This window comes from Candidatus Kosakonia sp. 282A-S69 (genome assembly GCF_029433855.1).
Lineage (GTDB): Bacteria > Pseudomonadota > Gammaproteobacteria > Enterobacterales > Enterobacteriaceae > Kosakonia > Kosakonia cowanii_A.
The window spans coordinates 2,121,170-2,143,944 of record NZ_JAROAU010000003.1 but is presented as its reverse complement, the minus strand read 5'-3'; the positions used below and the strand labels follow the sequence as shown (position 1 = coordinate 2,143,944).

At 56.6% G+C, this 22,775-nt stretch carries 20 protein-coding genes; 15 read left to right on the top strand and 5 right to left on the bottom strand.

Features of this window, described 5'->3' with window-relative positions:
• Positions 1-60 precede the first annotated feature (60 nt).
• From pabC to ptsG, 6 genes are all read left to right on the top strand, one after another.
• The gene (gene pabC, locus PU683_RS15905) at positions 61-876 is read left to right on the top strand and encodes an aminodeoxychorismate lyase (RefSeq protein ID WP_277173159.1); all 816 of its coding nucleotides are present in this window, start codon (positions 61-63) and stop codon (positions 874-876) included.
• Positions 873-1,895 carry a cell division protein YceG gene (gene yceG, locus PU683_RS15900; protein ID WP_277173157.1) on the top strand — a complete coding sequence of 341 codons (1,023 nt, stop codon included), beginning with the start codon at positions 873-875 and terminating at the stop codon, positions 1,893-1,895. The genes pabC and yceG overlap by 4 nt, the downstream gene beginning before the upstream one ends.
• Positions 1,885-2,526, top strand: a complete 642-nt coding sequence (gene tmk, locus PU683_RS15895; RefSeq protein ID WP_277173155.1) for a dTMP kinase — start codon at positions 1,885-1,887, stop codon at positions 2,524-2,526. Before yceG ends, tmk begins: the two co-directional genes overlap by 11 nt.
• Positions 2,523-3,527, top strand: a complete 1,005-nt coding sequence (gene holB, locus PU683_RS15890) for a DNA polymerase III subunit delta' (RefSeq protein ID WP_277173153.1) — start codon at positions 2,523-2,525, stop codon at positions 3,525-3,527. The genes tmk and holB overlap by 4 nt, the downstream gene beginning before the upstream one ends.
• A 10-nt stretch (positions 3,528-3,537) precedes the next feature.
• The gene (locus PU683_RS15885) at positions 3,538-4,332 is read left to right on the top strand and encodes a metal-dependent hydrolase (protein ID WP_277173151.1); all 795 of its coding nucleotides are present in this window, start codon (positions 3,538-3,540) and stop codon (positions 4,330-4,332) included.
• A 298-nt stretch (positions 4,333-4,630) separates the two neighbouring features.
• Positions 4,631-6,064 (top strand): PTS glucose transporter subunit IIBC, encoded by a 1,434-nt coding sequence (ptsG, locus tag PU683_RS15880; protein ID WP_277173149.1) that lies wholly within the window; start codon positions 4,631-4,633, stop codon positions 6,062-6,064.
• 183 nt (positions 6,065-6,247) lie between these two features.
• Here ptsG and fhuE read toward each other — a convergent pair whose 3' ends face one another.
• Complete coding sequence (gene fhuE / locus PU683_RS15875) at positions 6,248-8,434, bottom strand: ferric-rhodotorulic acid/ferric-coprogen receptor FhuE (RefSeq protein WP_277173147.1); 2,187 nt, start codon at positions 8,432-8,434, stop codon at positions 6,248-6,250.
• A gap of 328 nt (positions 8,435-8,762) precedes the next feature.
• On the opposite strand from fhuE, the gene hinT reads away from it, so the two are divergent.
• From hinT to PU683_RS15835, 8 genes are all read left to right on the top strand, one after another.
• Positions 8,763-9,122 (top strand): purine nucleoside phosphoramidase, encoded by a 360-nt coding sequence (hinT, locus tag PU683_RS15870; protein WP_023481409.1) that lies wholly within the window; start codon positions 8,763-8,765, stop codon positions 9,120-9,122.
• A gap of 1 nt (position 9,123) precedes the next feature.
• The gene (locus tag PU683_RS15865; protein ID WP_023481573.1) at positions 9,124-9,498 is read left to right on the top strand and encodes a YcfL family putative periplasmic lipoprotein; all 375 of its coding nucleotides are present in this window, start codon (positions 9,124-9,126) and stop codon (positions 9,496-9,498) included.
• Between the two features lie 10 nt (positions 9,499-9,508).
• The gene (gene lpoB, locus PU683_RS15860; RefSeq protein WP_277173144.1) at positions 9,509-10,162 is read left to right on the top strand and encodes a penicillin-binding protein activator LpoB; all 654 of its coding nucleotides are present in this window, start codon (positions 9,509-9,511) and stop codon (positions 10,160-10,162) included.
• On the top strand, positions 10,143-10,958 hold the full coding sequence (gene thiK, locus PU683_RS15855; RefSeq protein ID WP_277173142.1) for a thiamine kinase: 816 nt from the start codon (positions 10,143-10,145) through the stop codon (positions 10,956-10,958). The genes lpoB and thiK overlap by 20 nt, the downstream gene beginning before the upstream one ends.
• 11 nt (positions 10,959-10,969) lie before the next feature.
• Entirely contained in the window at positions 10,970-11,995 is a 1,026-nt protein-coding gene (gene nagZ / locus PU683_RS15850; RefSeq protein WP_277174309.1) for a beta-N-acetylhexosaminidase, read from the top strand.
• 35 nt (positions 11,996-12,030) lie between these two features.
• Positions 12,031-12,573 carry an alpha/beta hydrolase YcfP gene (gene ycfP, locus PU683_RS15845; RefSeq protein ID WP_277173140.1) on the top strand — a complete coding sequence of 181 codons (543 nt, stop codon included), beginning with the start codon at positions 12,031-12,033 and terminating at the stop codon, positions 12,571-12,573.
• Between the two features lie 257 nt (positions 12,574-12,830).
• Positions 12,831-14,135 (top strand): NAD(P)/FAD-dependent oxidoreductase, encoded by a 1,305-nt coding sequence (locus PU683_RS15840; RefSeq protein WP_277173138.1) that lies wholly within the window; start codon positions 12,831-12,833, stop codon positions 14,133-14,135.
• Positions 14,136-14,326: 191 nt separating this feature from the next.
• Positions 14,327-14,866: a glycine zipper 2TM domain-containing protein gene (locus PU683_RS15835; RefSeq protein WP_277173135.1), complete on the top strand. Its 540-nt coding sequence runs from the start codon at positions 14,327-14,329 to the stop codon at positions 14,864-14,866.
• Positions 14,867-15,384: 518 nt separating this feature from the next.
• On the opposite strand, the gene PU683_RS15830 is transcribed toward PU683_RS15835, so the two are convergent.
• Entirely contained in the window at positions 15,385-16,023 is a 639-nt protein-coding gene (locus tag PU683_RS15830; RefSeq protein ID WP_277173133.1) for a TetR/AcrR family transcriptional regulator, read from the bottom strand.
• Between the two features lie 240 nt (positions 16,024-16,263).
• On the opposite strand from PU683_RS15830, the gene bhsA reads away from it, so the two are divergent.
• Positions 16,264-16,521, top strand: a complete 258-nt coding sequence (bhsA, locus tag PU683_RS15825; RefSeq protein ID WP_277173131.1) for a multiple stress resistance protein BhsA — start codon at positions 16,264-16,266, stop codon at positions 16,519-16,521.
• Positions 16,522-16,599: 78 nt separating this feature from the next.
• Here the strand turns inward: bhsA and ldtC are convergent, their stop codons facing one another.
• The 3 genes from ldtC to PU683_RS15810 form a co-directional block, all read right to left on the bottom strand.
• Positions 16,600-17,565, bottom strand: a complete 966-nt coding sequence (gene ldtC, locus PU683_RS15820; RefSeq protein ID WP_277173129.1) for a L,D-transpeptidase LdtC — start codon at positions 17,563-17,565, stop codon at positions 16,600-16,602.
• A gap of 565 nt (positions 17,566-18,130) precedes the next feature.
• Positions 18,131-21,577, bottom strand: a complete 3,447-nt coding sequence (gene mfd, locus PU683_RS15815; protein ID WP_277173127.1) for a transcription-repair coupling factor — start codon at positions 21,575-21,577, stop codon at positions 18,131-18,133.
• A 110-nt stretch (positions 21,578-21,687) separates the two neighbouring features.
• Positions 21,688-22,761, bottom strand: a complete 1,074-nt coding sequence (locus tag PU683_RS15810; protein WP_277173125.1) for an acyltransferase family protein — start codon at positions 22,759-22,761, stop codon at positions 21,688-21,690.
• Positions 22,762-22,775: the final 14 nt, after the last annotated feature.

Below are 22,775 nucleotides of genomic sequence, written 5' to 3'. Positions count from 1 at the left end.
CCCCTTGTCCTCGGCTTTTCATCCTGCCAAACTGTCACACCATGCATACAAGGAGTCGCTATGTTCTTGATTAATGGCACAGAGCAGACCTCGCTTGCGGCCAATGACCGTGCGACGCAGTTTGGCGACGGGTGTTTTACCACCGCGCGCATTATCGACGGGCAGATCCAGTTTGCTGACGCTCACCAGCAGCGTCTGCGGCAGGGGTGTGAGCGCTTAGCGATCCCTTTTACCGAGTGGTCTGCGCTTGCGCATGAGATGGCTGCGTTGGCGAAAGAGCATGATGAAGGCGTCATTAAAGCGGTGATCACGCGCGGCGCGGGCGGGCGGGGCTACAGCCCGGCTAACGCCTCTTCGCCGACACGTATTGTCTCATTTGCACCCAGGCCCGCGCACTATGCGCGCTGGCAGCAGGAGGGGGTCTCTCTTGCGCTCAGTGAGATCCGTCTGGGCCGCAATCCTGCGCTTGCCGGTATCAAACACCTTAACCGTCTGGAACAGGTGCTCATTCGCCTCGGGCTTGAACAAACCGATGCCGATGATGCGCTGGTGCTCGACAGCGACGGCTGGATCACTGAGTGCAGTGCGGGAAATCTCTTCTGGCGACAGGGTAAAACAGTGTTCACGCCCAGGCTCGATCAGGCGGGTGTTGATGGTGTAATGCGGCAATATTGCCTGCGGCAGCTGGCATCTTCTGCGTTTGACATTGTCGAAGTGAACGCCGGGCCTGATGCGCTGGCGCTGGCAGACGAAGCCATTATTTGTAACGCGCTGATGCCGGTTGTGCCGGTTCGCCAGTGGGCGGAAAGGCAGTGGCAGGCGCGCGAGTTATACCATTTTTTAGCCCCTCTTTGTGAGCGCATAAATCCATTATGAAAAAACTTTTTGGCGTTGTACTCATTCTGCTCGCGGTACTGGTTATTGCCGCAGGCGCCGGTGCCTGGAAAGTGCGGCAGCTGGCCGACAGCAAAATATTGATCAAAGACGAAACCATCTTTACCTTGCCGGCAGGTACCGGGCGCACGACGCTTGGTGAGCTGCTCTATCGCGAAAAGGTGATTAATCGTCCGCGCGTGTTCCAGTGGTTACTGCGCCTGGAGCCCGATCTTTCCCATTTTAAAGCCGGAACTTACCGCTTCACACCCAATATGACCGTGCGCGAGATGATGCAGCTGCTGGAGAGCGGCAAAGAGGCGCAGTTCCCGCTACGTTTCGTTGAGGGGATGCGTTTAAGCGACTACCTGAAACAGCTGCGCGACGCGCCATACATCAAACACACGCTGAAAGATGATGACTACGCCACCGTAGCGCAGGCGATAAAAATGGCGCATCCGGAGTGGGTCGAAGGGTGGTTCTGGCCTGATACATGGATGTACACCGCTAATACCTCCGACGTTGCGCTGCTAAAACGCGCGCATCAAAAAATGGTGCAGGCCGTTGCCCGTGCCTGGGAAGGGCGTGCCGAAGGTCTGCCCTATAAAGATGAAAATCAGCTGGTGACCATGGCCTCTATTATTGAGAAAGAGACCGCCGTCGCCGGTGAGCGCGACCGGGTCGCCTCGGTGTTTATTAACCGGTTACGCATCGGGATGCGCCTGCAGACCGATCCGACGGTAATCTACGGGATGGGGGCGCGATATAGTGGTAAGCTGTCGCGCGCCGATCTGGAGGCACCGACCGATTACAATACCTATGTGATTAACGGTCTGCCGCCGGGGCCGATTGCCACGCCGGGTGAAGCCTCCCTGAAGGCCGCGGCGCATCCGGCCAAAACGCCTTATCTCTATTTTGTCGCCGACGGCAAAGGCGGGCATACGTTTAACACCAATCTCGCCAGTCATAACCGATCGGTGCAGGAGTACCTGAAAGTACTTAAGGAAAAAAATGGGCAGTAAATACATCGTCATTGAAGGGCTGGAAGGCGCGGGTAAAACGACCGCGCGGGATATCATTGTCGACACGCTGAAGACGCTTGGCGTCGGCGACATGGTCTTCACCCGCGAGCCGGGCGGCACGTTGCTGGCAGAAAAACTGCGCAGCCTGGTGCTGGATATCCGCTCCGTCGGTGACGAAGCGATCACTGATAAAGCCGAAGTACTGATGTTTTACGCCGCCCGCGTCCAACTGGTGGAGACGGTCATCAAACCTGCGCTGGCGCGCGGAAGCTGGGTGATTGGCGATCGTCACGATCTCTCCACCCAGGCCTACCAGGGCGGGGGACGCGGCATTGATCAAAGCCTGCTGGCCACGCTGCGCGATGCGGTGCTTGGCGATTTCCGCCCCGATTTAACAATCTATCTTGATGTAACGCCGGAAGTGGGCCTTAAGCGCGCGCGCGCGCGCGGCGAGCTTGACCGCATCGAGCAGGAGTCACTCGATTTCTTCAACCGTACGCGCGCCCGCTACCTTGAGCTGGCAGAACAGGATCCGCGTATTCGCACCATCGACGCCACCCGCTCGCTGGAAGAGGTTGTGGCAGATATTCGCCGCACTGTTACTGCATGGGTGGAGGAGCAGGGCGCATGAAATGGTATCCGTGGCTACGGCCGGACTTTGAACAACTGGTCGCCAGTTATCAGAGCGGGCGCGGGCACCACGCGTTACTGATCCACGCCCTCGAAGGGATGGGCGAGGATGCGCTGATCTACGCCATCAACCGCCTGCTGCTCTGCCAGAGGCCGCAAGGAAATAAAAGCTGTGGTCATTGCCGCGGCTGCGAATTGATGCAGGCGGGTACGCACCCCGATTATTACGTACTTGCGCCGGAGAAGGGGAAATCGACGCTGGGCATCGATGCGGTGCGCGAAGTGAACGAAAAGCTCTATGAGCACGCCCGGCTTGGCGGCGCAAAAGTCGTCTGCCTGCCGGATGCCACGCAGCTCAGCGACGCTGCCGCCAATGCATTGCTCAAAACGCTTGAAGAGCCGCCCGCGCAGACTTGGTTTTTTCTTGCCTGTCGCGAGCCTGTGCGGCTACTGCCCACCCTGCGCAGCCGCTGCCGTATGCACCACTTAGCGCCACCCGCAGAACATTACGCCTGCACATGGCTTTCGCGAGAAGTGACAACGTCACAAGAAGCGATCCTCACCGCGCTGCGCTTGTCGGCCGGCTCGCCGGGTGCCGCTCAGACATTGCTACAGGATGATAAGTGGAGACAGCGCCAGGCGCTGTGTGACGCAGCAAATACAGCGCTCTCCAGTAACGACTGGCTGGCGATGCTGCCCACCCTCAATCATGACAATGGCCCCGAACGCCTGCAGTGGCTTGCTTCGTTGATTCTCGACGCGCTGAAACTGCAGCAAGGCGCAACGCTCATCACCAACGTCGATGCTCAGGCGCTGGTGCAGGGTTTCGCCCGCCAGTGGCGCAGCGACACGCTGCATGCGCTTTTGCATGCGCTATTCACCTGTCGTGAGCAGCTATTAAGCGTCGTTGGGGTCAATCGCGAACTGCTGCTGACCGATTTATTGTTAAATGTGGAGCGTTACCTCCAGTCGGGCGTGACGCTTCCTGTATCCCATCTATAAGAGAGACATTATGTTTTTAGTCGACTCGCACTGCCATCTTGATGGCCTTAACTATGAAACGCTGCATAAAGATGTGGATGATGTGCTGGCGAAAGCCGCCGCGCGGGATGTGAAGTTCTGCCTCGCGGTCGCCACGACGCTGCCCGGATATCGGTCCATGCGGGCATTAGTTGGCGAGCGTGAGAATGTGGTCTTCTCCTGCGGCGTACATCCGCTCAATCAGGATGAACCATACGAGGTGGAAACCCTGCGCCAGCTGGCCGCGGAAGAGGGTGTCGTGGCCATGGGGGAAACCGGCCTCGACTACTTCTATACCCCGGAAACCAAACCGCGCCAGCAGGACTCCTTTCGCAACCATATCCGCATTGGGCGCGAACTGAATAAACCGGTGATTGTGCATACGCGTGACGCGCGCGCCGATACGCTGGCGATTTTACAAGAAGAGAAAGTGCAGGATTGCGGTGGCGTACTACACTGCTTTACCGAGGATCGTGAAACGGCGGGTAAGCTGCTGGATATGGGCTTCTATATCTCTTTCTCTGGCATCGTCACGTTCCGCAACGCCGAGCAGCTACGCGACGCCGCGCGCTATGTGCCACTCGATCGCCTGCTGGTAGAGACCGATTCACCTTATCTGGCTCCGGTGCCGCACCGCGGAAAAGAAAACCAGCCCGCCATGACGCGCGATGTTGCCGAGTATATGGCGGTGCTGAAGGGGGTCTCCATTGAAGAGCTTGCACAGCAGACGACGCAAAATTTTGCCCGGCTGTTCCATATCGCCCCGTCTCGTCTGCGCTCAGCCTGAAAAGCAGCTTATTTTAGTACTCGTAATTAATAACCGATAAGAGTAAAGTTCACCGCCATAAAATGGGCGGTGACGGTTACAATTTGACCTAAACAGAGCGGCAAATGTAAGGCAATGTGAGTTTTATTGTCGGCGCTGGCTGAAACGTGATAGCGGTCAAACAAACCTGAAACGATTTATTTTACTCTGTGTAATAAATAAAGGGCGCTTAGATGCCCTTCCCACGGCGCGGTTCTCCCCCCGTGCCAATGCGCGAAAGCGTAGAAAAAAGCACTAATACTCAGGAGCACTCTCAATTATGTTTAAGAATGCATTTGCTAACCTGCAGAAGGTCGGTAAATCGCTGATGCTGCCAGTATCCGTACTGCCTATCGCAGGTATCCTGCTGGGCGTCGGTTCTGCAAACTTCAGCTGGCTGCCAGAAGTGGTTTCCCATGTTATGGCCGAAGCGGGCGGTTCCGTTTTCGCCAACATGCCGCTGATCTTCGCGATCGGTGTGGCCCTTGGCTTCACCAATAACGACGGCGTTTCAGCGCTTGCCGCCGTTGTCGCTTACGGCATTATGGTTAAAACCATGGCGGTGGTTGCGCCGCTGGTTCTGCATTTACCTGCTGAAGAGATCGCGGCGAAACACCTGGCAGACACCGGTGTGCTCGGCGGGATCATCTCTGGTGCGATTGCAGCGTATATGTTTAACCGCTTCTACCGTATCAAGCTGCCTGAGTATCTGGGCTTCTTCGCGGGTAAACGCTTTGTGCCGATCATCTCTGGTCTGGCGGCAATCTTCACCGGCGTGATCCTCTCCTTCATTTGGCCGCCGATTGGTACTGCTATCCAGACCTTCTCTCAGTGGGCTGCTTACCAGAACCCGGTTGTTGCGTTCGGTATCTATGGCTTCATCGAGCGCTGCCTGGTGCCGTTTGGTCTGCACCATATCTGGAACGTACCTTTCCAGATGCAGATTGGTGAATTCACCAACGCCGCAGGTCAGGTGTTCCACGGCGATATCCCGCGCTACATGGCAGGCGACCCGACCGCAGGTAAACTCTCCGGTGGCTTCCTGTTCAAAATGTACGGTCTGCCGGCTGCCGCGATTGCTATCTGGCACTCTGCGAAACCGGAAAACCGCGCGAAAGTGGGCGGTATCATGATCTCCGCCGCGCTGACCTCGTTCCTGACCGGTATCACCGAGCCGATCGAGTTCTCCTTCATGTTCGTGGCGCCGATTCTGTACATTATCCACGCGGTTCTGGCAGGCCTGGCCTTCCCGATCTGTATCCTGCTGGGTATGCGTGACGGTACGTCCTTCTCTCACGGTCTGATCGACTTCATCGTGCTGAGCGGCAACAGCAGCAAGCTGTGGCTCTTCCCGGTCATCGGTATCTGCTATGCGGTGGTTTACTACACCGTCTTCCGCGTGCTGATTAAAGCGCTGGATCTGAAGACCCCGGGTCGTGAAGAGACTACCGAAGAGAGCAAAGCTGGCGCGACCAGCGAAATGGCTCCGGCTCTGGTCTCCGCGTTTGGTGGCAAAGAGAACATCACCAACCTTGATGCGTGTATCACGCGTCTGCGTGTCAGCGTTGCTGACGTAGCGAAAGTGGATCAGGCAGGCCTGAAGAAACTGGGCGCTGCGGGTGTGGTTGTTGCCGGTTCCGGCGTTCAGGCGATTTTCGGTACCAAATCCGATAACCTGAAAACCGAGATGGATGAGTACATCCGCAACAGCTAAGCCATTGTCTGGGGAGACTGAGGGAGCCTGATGGCTCCCTTTTTTATTGCCTGCATTTGCATTTGTCGGCCGGATAAGCGTAAGCGCCATCCGTTTTGCCGGATGGCGGCGTTAACTGATCTGGCCTACGGTCGGCCCATAAAAAAAGGAGCCCGCAGGCTCCTTCTGTTTTTTGGTGCGAAATCAGAAGCGATAATTGGCGCTTACTGAGAAGTTACGCGGCTCGCCGAACACATAGGAGCGGCTGTCGACGTTGGTGTCATATTTCTTATCGAAGAGGTTATCAATGTTCGCCTGCACCGAGAGCTGTTTCGTGACCTGATAACGGGCAAACAGATCGACCAGCGCATAGCTGCCCTGCTCAGAGCGGACATTACCGTTGGCGGTGCTGACATTTGCCCAGGTGCTGTTCTGCCAGTTAACGCCGCCGCCTACGGTGAGCGCCTGCAGCATCGGCAGGCGATAGCTGGTGAAGGCTTTCACCGACGTACGTGGTAAGTTCGGGTTCACCGCATTGCCATCTTTATCATCTGCGACGTAGCGCGTGGCGCCGAAAGTCATCTGCCAGTTGTCCGTCAGCGCGCCGTTAACTTCCAGCTCAACGCCTCGACTCACCGCGCCATCAACCGCTTCATAAGCGCTTTCGCCGCTGGTGCCCGGCACCACGCCACCGGTGGTTTGCCCCAGGTTATCCTGCTCGATACGGAACACGGCGAGCGAAGCGGTTAAACGGCTGTTCATCCAGTCAGATTTCACACCCAGTTCGTAGTTTTTCCCTGTTACCGGCGAGAGATATTTCCCCTGCGCGTCACGGTACTCTTGTGGTTTAAAGATGGAGGTGTAGCTGGCATAGGTTGACCAGGTATCGTTGATGTCGAAGATCAGGCCCGCATAGGGCGAGAGGTTGTTCTTCTCCAGATCCTGCGTCAGCGTCTCAAGCTTATATTTGGTATAACGCGCGCCCGCAATCAGATGCAACGGATCGGCAAGAGAGATGCGCGTCGCCAGGTAGGCTGACTGCTGGCGGATGGTATCTTCCTGCGCCAGGCTTAGCGGTGCCCACTGGGTTTCCGGGTAGTTGCCGTTGAAGTTACTGTAGTTACCGAGTGACGTATCGAGGATATTCTCCCACGAGCTGAAGTAACGGTTATTTTGCTTACTCAGATTACCGCCGACCATCAGCTCATGCTGGCGGCCAAACAGCTCATACGATCCGTTAGCAAAGGTATCCAGCGCGTCGACTTTGCGCATGCCGGTGTTATACCCGGTGCCGCCAACATAGGGGTAGGAAGCGCCGTAGGGGCTGACCATCAGGCCCGTTGTTTTATCGACCGTACCGTCGACATAGAGCGCTTTACTGTCGAGTTGCGTCTCGGTATGGGTGCCGTTGACCGTCAGCAGCCAGTCGTTACTGAGGCTCTGTTTCAGCGTCGCGAAAGTACGTTTAGAGACTTTATTGTTGTAGGCCCAATCCGGCGCGGTGCTGTCACTGCGGCTCGGGTGCGTTTTCGTGCCATCGGTATACCAGCGCGGCAAGCCGCCCCACGTTGGGCTGTCAACGTCGGTCTCCTGATAGTCATAACCGACGGAGAAGGCGGTCGAGGCAGTCAAATCGACATCCAGCACGCCGTAGAAGAACTTCTTCTCCTGGCTGTAGCGGTCCAGCCAGCTGTCATTATGCTGGTAACCGGCCACCGCACGGCCACGGATCCTGCCATCTTCCGTCAGCGGGGTGGAGACATCCGCCACGTAACGCTGTTTATTCCAGCTGCCATACTCTGCCGAGACATTTGAGGTAAATTCGCGGCTGTCGGCGTGCTTGCGCACCATATTCACGGAAGCGGATGGGTTGCCCGCCCCGGTCATTAGCCCGGTTGCGCCGCGCACCACTTCAATGCGCTCATACATGGCGGTGTCGGAGAGCGCATCGCCCAGGTTCCAGCGGGTTTCAAAAATGGTCGGGATGCCATCGACCATGTAGTTATCAATCAGGAACCCACGCGAGTAGTAGGTGCTGCGATCGGAGTCTGCCGCGCTCTCGAACACGCCGGTGGTGTTTTTCAGCACGTCGCCCAGCGTTTGCAGTTGCTGATCCTTCATTCGCTGTTGAGTGGTGATGCTGATTGACTGAGGAATGTCGCGCTGTACCAGCGTCATTTTGGTGCCTGCCGCGGTGGTCTGCGTATTGTAATCCTGTTCGGTCAGGGCACGGGTGTCAGCAGCGCTGCTGCCTTCAACCACCACAGTCTCTTCGTTACCGGCGGCAAAACCGCTGGTCGGGGTGAGCGCAAAAGCAATAGCAACAGCCAGCAGGGAAGGGGCGACCGTACAGGCGCGAGCGCCGTAGCGATCATTCTGCGGGAAAGACATGATGAACCCTTAATGGTGTGTGAGCAAAACCCGCAGCCAATACGTTGTCGGCAGCGGGAAGAAAAAGCGTTAGCGCGAAGCGCGCATGGAAATGCAAATGCGAAATATACGCATTCACTACTCTGGTGTAAACAGATGTAATTATCGATTATGAAATGCGATTTCATCTGCTTCGGGCGGCGTCTGTGCCTGCCACAATCAGGCCGGGCGTAAAAGGGGAAAGAAAAACAGCGTTATAGTTGAAAGAACAAGAGAATCTCGATCATACTCTAGGGCACATAATTGACGACGACAGCGGCATGGCCCGCATTCAGAAAAGGAAAACGTCATGGCCGAAGAGACCATTTTCAGCAAAATCATTCGTCGCGAAATTCCGGCGGACATCGTTTACCAGGATGAACTGGTTACCGCCTTCCGCGATATCTCTCCGCAAGCGCCGACACATGTGCTGATCGTGCCGAACCTGCTTATCCCAACCGTTAATGATGTGACTCAGGCCCATGAGCAGGCGCTGGGGCGCATGATGACGGTCGCCGCGAAAATTGCCCGTGATGAGGGGATTGCCGAAGATGGCTATCGCCTGATCATGAACTGCAATCGTCACGGCGGGCAGGAGGTTTACCATATTCATATGCACCTGCTGGGCGGGCGCGTGCTGGGGCCGATGCTGGCTCATAAAGGTCTTTAAGATGAGCGTCGCGCGTGTTGCGTTACTGCTGACGGCGTTAGCGCTTGTCGGTTGCGGCTCCCGGCCCGCAATTCCGGTCGCCAGCGATCAAACGCTGGTGATGGAGTCCAGCATCCTCGCCGCAGGCATTATCGCGCAGCCGCCGACCATGAGCCGGGAGGCGCTTCAGCCCTCCGCCTCCTCAAAGATCTATAACGAACGCCAGCAGCCCGTCACGCTGCACTATCGCTTTTACTGGTATGACGCCAGAGGTCTGGAGATGCATCCGCTGGAAGCGCCGCGTAGCGTAACGGTTCCTGGTAATGCCACCATGACTCTCTATGGCAGCGCTAACTATCTCGGCGCGCACAGCGTCAGACTCTATCTCTATCTCTAAGAGGTGACACTTGATTAAGACCATTGGACGCTACGCGTTACTGACCACCCTTGCCATGCTGCTTGCAGGCTGTATTACCGACCAGCAACCGGCTCCGGTTGAGCAGGCTGGCGGCGGCGCGACGCAACCGGCGCAACCTCAACAGCCACAGCAGCCGGTTCCGGGAGTACCTTCCGTGCCAACGCTGCCGCAGCAACCTGGCCCGATTGAACATCCGGATCAGAACGGCCAGCCAACGCCGCGCGAACGCCATTACGACTGGAACGGCGCGGTACAGCCGATGGTGGGCAAAATGTTGCAGGCCAGCGGGGTGAATGCCGGCAGCGTTCTGCTGGTGGATAGCGTAAACAACCGCACCAACGGCTCGATTAACACCGGCGAAGCAACGGAAGTGGTGCGTAACGCGCTGGCGAATAACGGTAAATTCACGCTGATTACCGCCCAGCAGCTGGCGGTTGCCAAGCAGCAGCTCGGCCTGTCGCCGCAGGACAGCCTTGGCACGCGCAGCAAAGCGATCGGCATTGCGCGCAACGTCGGGGCGCAATATGTGCTCTACTCCAGCGCAACCGGTAATGCCAATGCGCCTTCGCTGCAAATGCAGTTAATGCTGGTGCAGACCGGCGAGATTATCTGGTCAGGTAAAGGTGCCGTTCAGCAGCAGTAATCTGACGCGTGACGCCATCCTGTCACGCTATTTTCCGCACTACGCTCCCGTCGCCAGCCAGCATGTTGGGCTGAGCGGCGGGAGCTGTCTGATCAGCGACGGGCAGCAAACGCTGGTGCTTCGCCAGCAGCATGATGCCGCCTCATCACCCTTTCTGCGCCAGTATCGTCTGTTGCGCCATCTTCCCGCTACGGTTGCGCCACAGCCCCTTTTTTTCGCGGCTGGCTGGATGGCGATCGCCTATATCCCCGGCACGATTGATACCGCGCTGCCGCAGGCCGACGCGCTGGCGAGATTGCTGTATGATCTGCACCGGCAGAGATGCTTCGGCTGGCGCATAACGCTGTTACCGCTGCTGGAGCGGGACTGGCAGTGCAGCGCGCCCGCACGACGTACGCCCTTCTGGCTGCGGCAGCTAAAAAGGCTGCGGCGTCAAGGTGAACCACTGCCGCTGCGCCTTGCGCCGCTGCATATGGATGTCCATGCCGGGAATATTGTGCATGGCGATACGGGGTTGCGGCTCATCGACTGGGAGTATGCCGGTGACGGCGATGTCGCGCTGGAACTGGCCGGTATCTGGTGTGAAAACGAGGCGCAGCGTGCTGATATTACCGCGCACTATGCAAAGCAGGGGAGTATCGATCCGCCCCTGCTCTGGCGGCAGGTCAGGCGCTGGCGGCCATGGGTGTTAATGCTAATGGTCGGCTGGTATGAACGCCGCTGGCTGCAAACCGGCGATCAACAATTTATTATGCTGGCGAATGAAATATGGCGTCAGCTTCAGTCTGAAGGATAAGAGAGGTGAGTGTGGGTCCAGTGATGTTGGATGTGGAAGGGTACGAACTGGATGCGGAGGAGCGCGAGATCCTGGCGCATCCGCTGGTTGGCGGCTTGATCCTCTTTACCCGGAATTACCACGATCCCGAGCAGCTGCGCGAGCTGGTGCGCCAAATTCGCGCCGCTTCCCGCCATCGGCTGGTGGTGGCGGTCGATCAGGAAGGCGGGCGCGTGCAGCGTTTTCGCGACGGCTTTACCCGCCTGCCGGCGGCGCAATCTTTCGCTGCACTGCTCGGTATGGAGGAGGGCGGCCGGCTGGCGCAGGAGGCGGGCTGGCTGATGGCGAGCGAAATGATCGCCATGGATATTGATATCAGCTTCGCGCCGGTACTTGATGTTGGGCACATCAGCGCGGCTATCGGCGAGCGTTCATACCATGCAGATGTGCAGAAAGCATTAACGCTGGCCACCCGTGTGATTGACGGCATGCACAGCGCCGGCATGAAAAGCACCGGTAAACACTTCCCGGGTCACGGCGCAGTCACCGCCGATTCGCACAAAGAGACGCCGTTCGACTCGCGCCCGCTGGCGGAGATCCGCGCAAAAGATATGTCTGTGTTTAAGACGCTGATTGAGCAGCAGAAGCTGGATGCGATTATGCCAGCGCACGTCATCTACACCGATGCCGATCCGCGCCCGGCCAGCGGCTCACCCTGGTGGCTGAAAACCGTGCTGCGTGGCGAGCTGGGTTACGATGGCGTGATCTTCTCGGACGATCTCTCGATGGAGGGCGCGGCGATTATGGGCAGCTACGCTGAACGCGGGCAGGCATCGCTGGATGCCGGTTGCGATATGATCCTGGTCTGTAATAATCGTAAAGGTGCCGTTGAGGTACTGGATAACCTGTCACCGATCAATGCAGAGCGTGTTACACATTTGTATCATAAAGGTTCATTTTCTCGTCAGGAGTTGATGAGTTCGGCGCGCTGGAAAGCGGCTCACAGCGAGCTGGAACAGCTGCACGAACGCTGGCAGGCGCATAAAGCTGCGCATTAACCCTGCGGACAAACCGTCGAAGTGGTGAGGATACCATGATTATCTATTTACACGGTTTTGACTCGAACAGCCCCGGCAACCATGAAAAGGTGCTGCAACTGCAGTTTATCGATCCCGATGTCCGGCTCATTAGCTACAGTACGCGGCATCCGAAACATGATATGCAGCATCTGCTGAAAGAGGTGGATAAGATGCTGCAGCTCAATATCGATGAGCGTCCGCTGATCTGCGGTGTAGGGCTGGGCGGTTACTGGGCGGAGCGCATTGGTTTCCTCTGCGATATCCGCCAGGTGATCTTCAATCCCAATCTCTTTCCTTACGAAAATATGGAAGGAAAAATTGATCGGCCGGAAGAGTACCGGGATATCGCCACCAAGTGCGTGACCAACTTTCGTGAAAAGAACCGCGACCGCTGCCTTGTGATCCTCTCCCGCCAGGATGAGGCGCTCGACAGCCAGCGTACAGCCGGTGAACTCCATCCCTACTATGAGATTGTCTGGGACGAAGAGCAGACCCATAAATTCAAAAACATCTCACCGCATCTGCAACGCATTAAGGCATTCAAAACCCTCGGTTAATCACCTCTTTGCGGCAGGTAAGCACCTGCCGCGTCACCTTTTTTCCGCCTCTTTACCGCTTCATTTGCGCCAGCACGTCTACACTTGCTCATCTTTGCGGCAGCAAAACTTGATGCACATCAATTTTGGTATGACCATTGAACCGTTCGTGATATTCTCGTGGTCACTGCTCGGTTACCAGCTCGTAAACCATTGTTAATTAAGGGCTATTTTCATAACTTTTAGTTAACAATTGGTTAATATTTTAGGGGGTCACTTTGACTACACCATTGAAAAAAATCGTGATTGTAGGCGGTGGTGCTGGCGGACTTGAGCTGGCAACGCAGTTAGGCAAGAAGCTGGGGCGCGGTAAAAAAGCGAAAATCACCCTGGTTGATCGCAATCACAGCCATTTATGGAAGCCCCTGCTGCATGAAGTGGCGACCGGCTCCCTTGATGAAGGCGTTGATGCCCTCAGCTACCTGGCGCACGCGCGTAATCACCATTTCCAGTTCCAGCTCGGTTCCGTTATCGACATTAACCGCGAAAGTAAAACGCTGACGCTGGCAGAACTGCGCGATGAGAAGGGCGATCTGCTGGTGCCAGAGCGCAAGCTGGCCTACGACACGCTGGTGATGGCGCTGGGCAGCACCTCGAACGACTTCAACACCCCGGGCGTAAAAGAGCACTGTATCTTCCTCGACAACCCGCATCAGGCGCGTCGTTTCCACCAGGAGATGCTCAATCTGTTCCTGAAATACTCCGCAAACCTCGGCGCAAACGGCAAAGTGAATATCGCTATTGTCGGCGGTGGGGCGACGGGCGTGGAGCTTTCGGCTGAACTGCACAACGCGGTCAAACAGCTCCACAGCTACGGTTACAAAGGGCTGACCAATGAAGCGTTGAACGTGACGCTGGTGGAAGCGGGTGAGCGCATTCTGCCTGCGCTGCCGCCGCGTATTTCGGGTGCTGCCCACAACGAGCTGACCAAAATGGGCGTGCGCGTGCTTACCCAGACAATGGTCACCAGCGCTGATGAGGGCGGTCTGCATACCAAAGAGGGTGAGTATATTCAGGCCGATCTGATGGTGTGGGCCGCAGGCATCAAAGCGCCGGACTTTATGAAAGAGATTGGCGGCCTTGAGACCAACCGCATCAACCAGTTAGTGGTGGAGCAGACGCTGCAAACCACGCGTGACCCGGATATCTATGCGATCGGCGACTGCGCCTCCTGCGCGCGTCCTGAAGGCGGTTTTGTGCCGCCGCGCGCTCAGGCTGCGCACCAGATGGCAAGCCTGGCGCTGCATAACATCCTCGCACAGATTAAAGGCAAGCCACTGAAGGATTACGTCTATAAAGATCACGGCTCGCTGGTGTCGCTCTCCAACTTCTCCACGGTCGGTAGCCTGATGGGTAACCTGATGCGCGGCTCGATGATGGTCGAAGGGCGTATTGCCCGCTTCGTCTACATCTCGCTCTATCGTATGCACCAGGTTGCGCTACACGGATACTTCAAAACCGGGTTGATGATGTTAGTTGGCAGTATCAACCGCGTGATCCGCCCGCGTCTTAAGCTCCACTGATCCTTCTGCTGCTCTCCGCCTTTTGGCGCGAGAGCAGCATATCCCTCTGCCTGATGTGCCTTTATTGCTCAGACAACTCTGAATAACTGCGCTTTCACCTGTCGAACCCCTATTTTTGCGTGATTTCTGATTGGCTGCCCTCTTGCACCATTGCAAAATTGTTACCAATAGCCAACCAGGGAGAGAATCCTGTGAATAAATCAATGTTAGCGGGTATCGGTATTGGCGTGGCCGCTGCACTGGGCGTTGCCGCAGTCGCCAGCCTCAATGTTTTTGATCGCGGGCCGCAATATGCGCAGGTGGTATCGGCCACGCCGATCAAGGAGACAGTGAAAACGCCGCGAGAGGCGTGTCGTAATGTCACGGTAACGCATCGTCGTCCGGTGCAGGATGAGAACCGTATTACCGGCTCCGTGCTGGGCGCGGTAGCGGGCGGCGTGCTTGGCCATCAGTTTGGCGGCGGGCGCGGGCGTGATGTGGCGACCGTGGTCGGCGCGTTAGGTGGCGGCTATGCCGGCAACCAGATTCAGGGCGGGATGCAGGAGAGGGACACCTACACGACCACCCAGCAACGCTGCAGCACGGTGTATGACAAATCGGAAAAAATGCTCGGTTATGACGTGACCTATAAAATCGGCGATCAGCAGGGGAAAATCCGCATGGATAAAGATCCTGGTACGCAGATCCCGTTGGATAGCAACGGTCAGCTGATCCTGAATAACAAAGCATAAAAAAGCAGTACTCTGCATATTGGCTCCTCATCGCTCAGGCTGAGGAGCCTTTTTTTGCCACAAAAAAGCCTCGCATAACGCGAGGCTTTTTCGTTGTTAAATAAAGTCTTGTTGGCGAACAACCAGCAATCCGGTAATGAGGACAGAGACAAATGCAAACAGTACGGAGCCACCCAGCAAGACCCACAGACCAAATAACAATGTAATTACTATTAACACTTTGATGAATGGTAATAGCAAAATCATTTCCATTTTCCTTCTGCATGTGATTAGTCAGTAAAAGACCCTTTATCCTCATATAAAAGCGATCGATATTATGCGTAGAGTGAGAGCAAGGGAAATAGTGACGCCTGTAATAACATACTTATTGTTTTATATTGCCGCCGACAATGATTAGCGAGGCAATAATCACAATTAAGCATAGCAAAGACGGGGAAATGGCTGATAGTTTTTACCTATTGTTGAATTACGTAATCACTATCACAGAAGGGGATGAGACGGCATGCCGTCTCATTTTTTTATGACGCTTTGATTAGATCTGGCCACAGGCGCAGGGTGGTGCGGGTAATTTGCAGTAACTTCTCAACGCAGGCACCTTCACGGGCGCTGATGGACATGCCCTGCAAAATGCAGCCGAGGAATTGCGCGAGGGCGGCGATATCAACGCCCGCCGGAATCTCGCCTTTCGCCTGACGCTGCGCGAGGAAGTGCTGCAATGTCTCCTCCTGACGGGCATGACGCGTTTTAATCGTCTTCGCAATCTCCTGCGACGACGCGGCAAGCGTTGCGGAGGTGTTAATCATAAAACAGCCTGCGGGCGTATCGGTGCTGGTAAAGCACCTGGCGACGGCGGAGAAATAGTCCAGCAGCGCCTCTTCTACGGGCTTCTCTTCGCACTCCAGCAACGCTTCATGCTGCCTGGCGAACCGGGCGATATAGCGATCGAGGACCGCGCGAAACAGCCCCTCTTTATTGGTGAACTCTGCGTAGAGCGTCGGTGCTTTCGCCCCGGTCGCTTCTACCAGATCGGAGAGTGATGTGGCTTCATAGCCATGCTGCCAGAACAGCGTCATGGCTTTATCGAGCGCCGCTTCCCTGTCGAACACTTTTGGTCGGCCACGGCTTTTTTTCGTACAACTGCTGACTTCACTGGTCATAGAGCCGCTTCTTTGTTGGTTTGTTGAATACCCATTATAAAAATAATCCTGGTGAATGACCAGCCGCAAAACCGCACATATTAATAAATCATATGTTTATGAAAATTAAGCACTAATTAAATTAATTAATGACCATTATAAAAAATTGTTGACGGGTGATATTGATCACACTTATGATTTACCTATCGATCGTTAACTAAATGCTAACGACCTCCGTTCATCTGCATCAGGAAAACCATTATGAAAACCATCACTACGCTGTTTACCGCCGCTGTTTTAAGCACGCTCTCATTTGCCAGCTTTGCCGCTGTTGAGGTGCAGTCTGCCCCGGCAGGTCAGCAGGAGCTGACCGCTATTGGCGTGACTGGCAGCACCAACCTCGCATCCGTAGAGAAAAAAGTGGCTGAGAAAGCCGAACAACTGGGCGCCTCCTCTTACCGCATTACCTCCGTGACCGGCTCCGATCGCCTGCACGGCACCGCAGTGCTCTACAAATAAGTTCACCACCCTCGAATTTTGCCACTGCCATAAAAAAGGCCCTGCACACCGTGCAGGGCCTTTTTGTCTGGGCGGGCGTTACATCGCCTGCACACTCTGTTGCAGATGTTGAGTGACATCTACCGGCATTCCCGAGCGCAGCTCAATGGCCTGCGCCATCACCGCCGCATCGCTTTGGGCATCGGCCTGAAACGCCTTCATCGCCGCGTTGAGCGGGATCGGCAGCGTTTTCGGATCGTCATCGATCGATTCGGAGAGCGGCTGATGCACCTCCACCAGCCGCGTGCCGTCTGGCTCGATCGAGGCTTTGATCGGCGTATTGATGATATTGACCGGCGTACCGGGGCTGACCGCAGCAAACAGCGCGGCAATGTCGCTATCGCGCAGGCGAATACACCCGGAGCTGACGCGCATACCGATACCAAAATCGGCGTTGGTGCCGTGCAGCAGGTAGACGCCGCCGAAAGCGGCCAGCCGAATCGCATGATGACCCATCGGGTTATCCGGCCCGGCTGGCATCACCGGCGGTAAATCAATCCCGCGCGCTTTGTAGCGGGCGCGGATATTGGCAGTCGGCGTCCAGGTCGGGTTGGCCCGTTTATCGGAAACCGTGGTGACCATCGTCGGCGTCAGCGTATCGCCGCCCAGTTGGCCAATGCCGATCGGGTAGATAGAGACCTCATTTTTTCCGGGAGGGTAGTAGTAAAGACGCAGCTCGGCGAGGTTGATCACAATCCCTCTGCGCGGCACATCCGGCAGCAGCGTTTGCAGCGGGATGGTGACGACGCTGCCCGCGCGCGGGACAAAGGGGTCGATACCGGGGTTGGCCTGTAACAGCGCAAGGAAACCCACGCCATACTTTTTGGCGATCGCCTCCAGCGAACCGCCATCGTTCTCAACAATATGGAAACGGTTTTCGCCCACCAGCTTGCTGCCCGCAGGCGGCAGCGGCCAGGTATTGGCGCGGGCGGACAGGGCGAAGATAAGCGTAGCGGCGACGGCGAACAGCGTCATCCAGTGAGCGAAGCGCGACATTTTGGGCATGATCATAATCCATGTAAATCATAAGGTTATATCTATAAGACTACTCAATAGGATTATGCTCACCGGGTTCGTCGGGAAACCCTGGTTATTGCAAAGTATTTGTAAATATTACAAAAAGGCACACGAATGCCGGAAAAAAGCATCCGAACCGTAGGCCGGATAAGGCGGTACGTCGCCATCTGGCATAAAGCGGGCAGGGGATTAACATTGGTGACCGGAAAAATGCCTGATGGCGCTGCGCTTATCAGGCCTACGAAAGAATGCATCCCGTAGGCCGGATAAGGCGGTACGCCGCCATCCGGCATAAAGCGGGCAGGGGATTGACATTGGTGACCGGAAAAATGCCTGATGGCGCTGCGCTTATCAGGCCTACGAAAGAGTGCATCCCGTAGACCGGATAAGGCACCGCCGCCATCGGCAAAAAAGTGGACAGGGGAGTAACGTTGGAATCCCGAATGATGCCTGATGGCGCTGCGCTTATCAGGCCTACGAAAGAATGCACTCCGTAGACCGGATAAGGCACCGCCGCCATCGGGCAAAAGCGGGCAGAGGCGTCAAACCGCCGTCAGGCGACGGCGTTCTCCGCCAGCTGCTGCATAAAGTTGCGCACCCACTCCATGCGCGTTTTCCGCTCGCTCAGCTCCTGGAAAAACTTCAGCCGCGTCGGGCCATCAAGGCGGAAATGCTGCGGCTGCTTCTGCAACAACCCAATCAACCACGCCGGGTTAACGTGATTCTTCTCATTAAACTCGATCAGGCCGCCTTTATCATTCCCCTCCAGCTTGCGGATCCCCAGCTTCTGCGCCTGCTGGCGCAACATGGCGATATCAAGCAGATTGCGCGCGGCATCCGGCAGCAGGCCAAAGCGGTCAATCAGCTCCACTTTGATCTCCTCCAGCGCATTCTCATCTTTCGCGCTGGCGATGCGCTTATAGAACGACAGTCGCGTATTAACATCAGGAATGAAATCATCCGGCAGCAGGGCAGGCATGCGCAGCTCCACCTCGGTTTGCTGGCTGGTGAGATCCTCCAGCGACGGCTCGCGACCCGCTTTCAGGGCGTCAACGGCATTCTCCAGCAGCTCCATATAGAGCGAGAAACCGATGGTCTCCATCTGCCCGCTCTGATCCTCGCCGAGCAGTTCGCCGGCGCCGCGGATCTCCAGATCGTGGGTCGCCAGCGCAAAGCCAGCGCCCAGATCCTCCAGTGAAGCAATCGCCTCAAGGCGTTTTTGCGCATCGGTGGTCATCGCCTTCGGATGCGGTGTCAGCAGCCAGGCGTAAGCCTGGTGGTGCGAACGCCCAACGCGACCGCGCAGCTGGTGTAGCTGCGCCAGGCCAAAGTGGTCTGCGCGCTCGATGATGATCGTGTTAGCGGTCGGAATATCGATCCCGGTTTCGATAATGGTGGTGCAGACCAGGACGTTAAAGCGCTGATGGTGGAAATCATTCATCACCCGCTCAAGCTCGCGCTCGCGCATCTGTCCGTGACCGATGGCGATACGCGCTTCCGGCACCAGCTCCGCCAGCCGGTCGGCCGCTTTCTGAATGTTCTCCACATCGTTGTAAAGGTAGTAAACCTGGCCGCCACGCAGCACTTCACGCAGGATCGCCTCGCGCACCACCAGGTTGTCATACTCGCGAACAAAGGTTTTCACCGCCAGACGGCGCGCGGGAGGCGTCGCAATAATCGACAGATCGCGCATGCCGCTCATCGCCATATTCAGCGTGCGCGGGATCGGTGTGGCAGTCAGCGTCAGGATATCAACATCGGCGCGCATCGCTTTAATGCGCTCCTTATGACGAACACCGAAACGGTGCTCCTCATCGACGATCAGCAGCCCCAAATCTTTCAGTTTCACATCGCTTTGCAGCAATTTATGTGTGCCGATGAGAATGTCGATCTTTCCGTCGGCGGCCTGCTCAAGGATCTGCGTCTGCTCTTTGGCGCTGCGAAAACGCGACAGCATCTCGATGCGTACCGGCCAGTTGGCAAAGCGGTCGCGGAAATTATCGAAATGCTGCTGGGCAAGCAGGGTGGTTGGCACCAGCACCGCCACTTGCTTATTGTTCTCAATGGCGAGGAAGGCGGCGCGCATCGCCACTTCGGTTTTACCGAAGCCGACATCGCCGCACACCAGCCGATCCATCGCCAGTGGCTGGCACATATCGCTCAGCACAGCATTGATGGCCTGGGCCTGATCCGGGGTGGTTTCGAAGGGGAAACCGTCGCAAAAGAGCTGATATTGTTCACGATCGTGCTTGAAGGCGAAGCCCGATTTTGCCGCGCGCTGGGCGTAGATATCCAGCAACTCTGCCGCCACGTCCCGCACCTTCTCCGCCGCTTTTTGCCGCGCGCGCGTCCAGGCATCGCTGCCCAGTTTATGCAGCGGCGCACTCTCCTCCGCGCCGCCCGCATAGCGGCTGATGAGATGGAGCGATGAAACCGGAACGTAGAGTTTGGCGTCATTGGCATAGGTCAGCATCAGGTACTCTGCGGTGATGCCGCCCGCCTCCAGCGTCGTCATCCCGGCATAGCGTCCGACGCCGTGCTCAAAGTGCACCACCGGCTGGCCATCATGCAGCTCTGCCAGGTTGCGGATAAGCGTATCCGGGTTGATGGTGCGGCGCGTATCCTGGCGGCGGCGCGCAACGCGCTCGCCGAGCAGATCGCCTTCGCAAATCAGCGCCCGGTTACGCAGCGTATCAATAAACCCGCGCTCGGCAGCGCCGATCATCAACCATGCACCCGGCGCGCTGGCATCATCCAGACGCAGAGCGCGTTTTGGCGCAACTTTGATGCGCGCCAGCAGTTCGAGCAGCGCCTCGCGGCGGCCCTCACTCTCCACGGAGAAGACCACCGGGCCGCTGAAGGACTCAAGGAATTTACGCAGATTATCCAGCGGCGACTTCTGCTGCGCCTGCACCGAAAGATCCGGCAAGTTCTGGTAACCGAGGTTTATCTGGCCCGCTTTATCCGCCACCTGCCCGGTTTTAAGCTGAATGCGCGGCCATTTCTTCAGCTCGCTGAACAGCAGATCAACCCGCAGCCACAGCGCGTCGGGTGGCAGGAGCGGGCGCATTGGATCAACGCCGCGGTTCTCATAGCGCGCCTGCGCATCCTGCTGAAAACGCTCGGCGCTGGTTTCCAGATCGCCGGTGCTGACCAGCAGCGTGTTTGCCGGGAAGTAGCTGAAGAGCGGTGGCAGCGGCTCGCTGAAAAAGAGCGGCTGCCAGTATTCGATCCCGGCAGGCAGGGTGCCTTTGCTCACCTGCTGATAGATATGCTCCGCGTCGCGCTTTACCTCAAACTTATCGCGCCACTGGCTGCGGAAAAGCTCAATGGCGGTCTTATCGGTTGGAAACTCATGGGCCGGAAGCAGGTTAATCGCCTCCACCTCTTCAAGCGTGCGCTGGGTATCGGCATCAAACAGGCGCAGGCTGTCGATCTCATCATCGAAAAAGTCAAGGCGGTAAGGCTGACTGCTGCCCATCGGGAAGAGGTCGAGCAGCGCGCCGCGTGTCGCATATTCACCATGCTCCATCACCTGATCGACATGGCGATAACCGGCGCTATCAAGCTGCGTACGCAGCTGATCGCGCGACAGGCGCTGACCCTTTTTCATCACCAGCGCGTGACCGTGCAGGTAGCTGTGCGGGCAGACACGCTGCATCAGCGTATTGACTGAAACTATCAGCACACCGCGCTGCATCGCTGGCAGCTGGTAAAGGGTGGAGAGACGGGAGGAGACAATCTCCTGGTGCGGCGAAAAGCTGTCGTAGGGAAGTGTTTCCCAGTCCGCGAGGTTCATCACCAGGCGATCGGTAAACTGGCTGATCTCATCATGTAAACGCAGCGCGTTTTGCATATCCGGGGCGATAAGCACAACCGGACCGGCGTGTCGTTCAATGATTTCTGCCACTTCGGTGGCGCAGGCCGCGCCGGTAAGCTCGCCAAACTGGCGCTGGTCACCCGCTTTTGACGGCAGGGAATAACGGTATTGTTCAGGCATGGGGATATGAAGATCTCATTATGGATATACCCCCGTTATGGGGGCATATCCTTGATACGCAATACGAGGATTATGTGTGATTACGTGAGTTTAGCCAAGAAATCGCCCTGTCAGCGTGCCGTAAGGGCTGAAAGGTGCTTTGTTGGCGGGGTGAAAAAGAGATCGCCAAACAGCGTGGAGGAGAGTTTGCGCACCATCAGCCCGACCAGCGTACAGATCAGCAGTACCGCCGCCGGATAGACAATCAGCACCACCAGTTCCACTGCGGGCGGCCAGAGACCGGCGTTAAGCGGTTTGATCAGCGCCAGGCTAAAGCCCTCGACCAGAATTCGGTGCGTGGTGTAGATCGCCAGCGTATTGGAGCCGACGACATTGAGCAGGCTCTTCTCGCTCGGCGGGAAGCGCTTCTCCATCTCCTGGAAAAGACGCATGATGCCGACAATCGACAGCAGGCAGAGCGGCAGCGGCATATTAAACATCCACAGCCCAAACGCTACCACCACGGCGACGGCAAAGAGCAGGGCGTAGCGGCGCAGAGAAACGGTTTTGACCCACTCCATCACCTGCGTACCGTACCAGGCGCCGAGGCTGTAGAAGATCATATTCCGCACGACGCTGTTCATCCCCCACCACGGCAGCGGCAGGTAGTTAATCGCCAGGCTTGCCAAAATCATCAGTGCCAGCATCGGCACTTTCCAGCGGCTGAGCAGTTTACACAGCGTGAAGTAGACCACTAATGCGTAGAGGTACCAGAGGCTGGTGGTGGCGGTCAGCATGCCGTGTATAAAACCTTGCCAGCTGTCGGCGTAAGCGGCGTTAGACGAGTTGCTAAGATCGCGCTCCGGTGCCAGCCAGTCGTTAAGATGGCTCAGGCCCACCCACTGCAGCACGCCCCACAGCGCCAGCACATAGACAATGCTCCAGATGCGTTTATCAACAGCATCTTTCCACGGCACATCATCGATATAGCGGCGGATCAGAAAGCCGGAGATAAAAAAGAAGACCGGCATACGGAACGGCGCGAGATAGAGGTTGAAGTAGATCCAGCACTTGGAGAGCGTTTGCGACCAGGGATGCTGGAAGACCGAGAGATGTGGATAAAAAGTTATAACCGAGTGGTAAATCACCACCAGGCAAATGCAAAGTCCTTTTATTTGGTTTATCCATAATGTTTTCTGTTTCATTCGTTTTGTGCCTG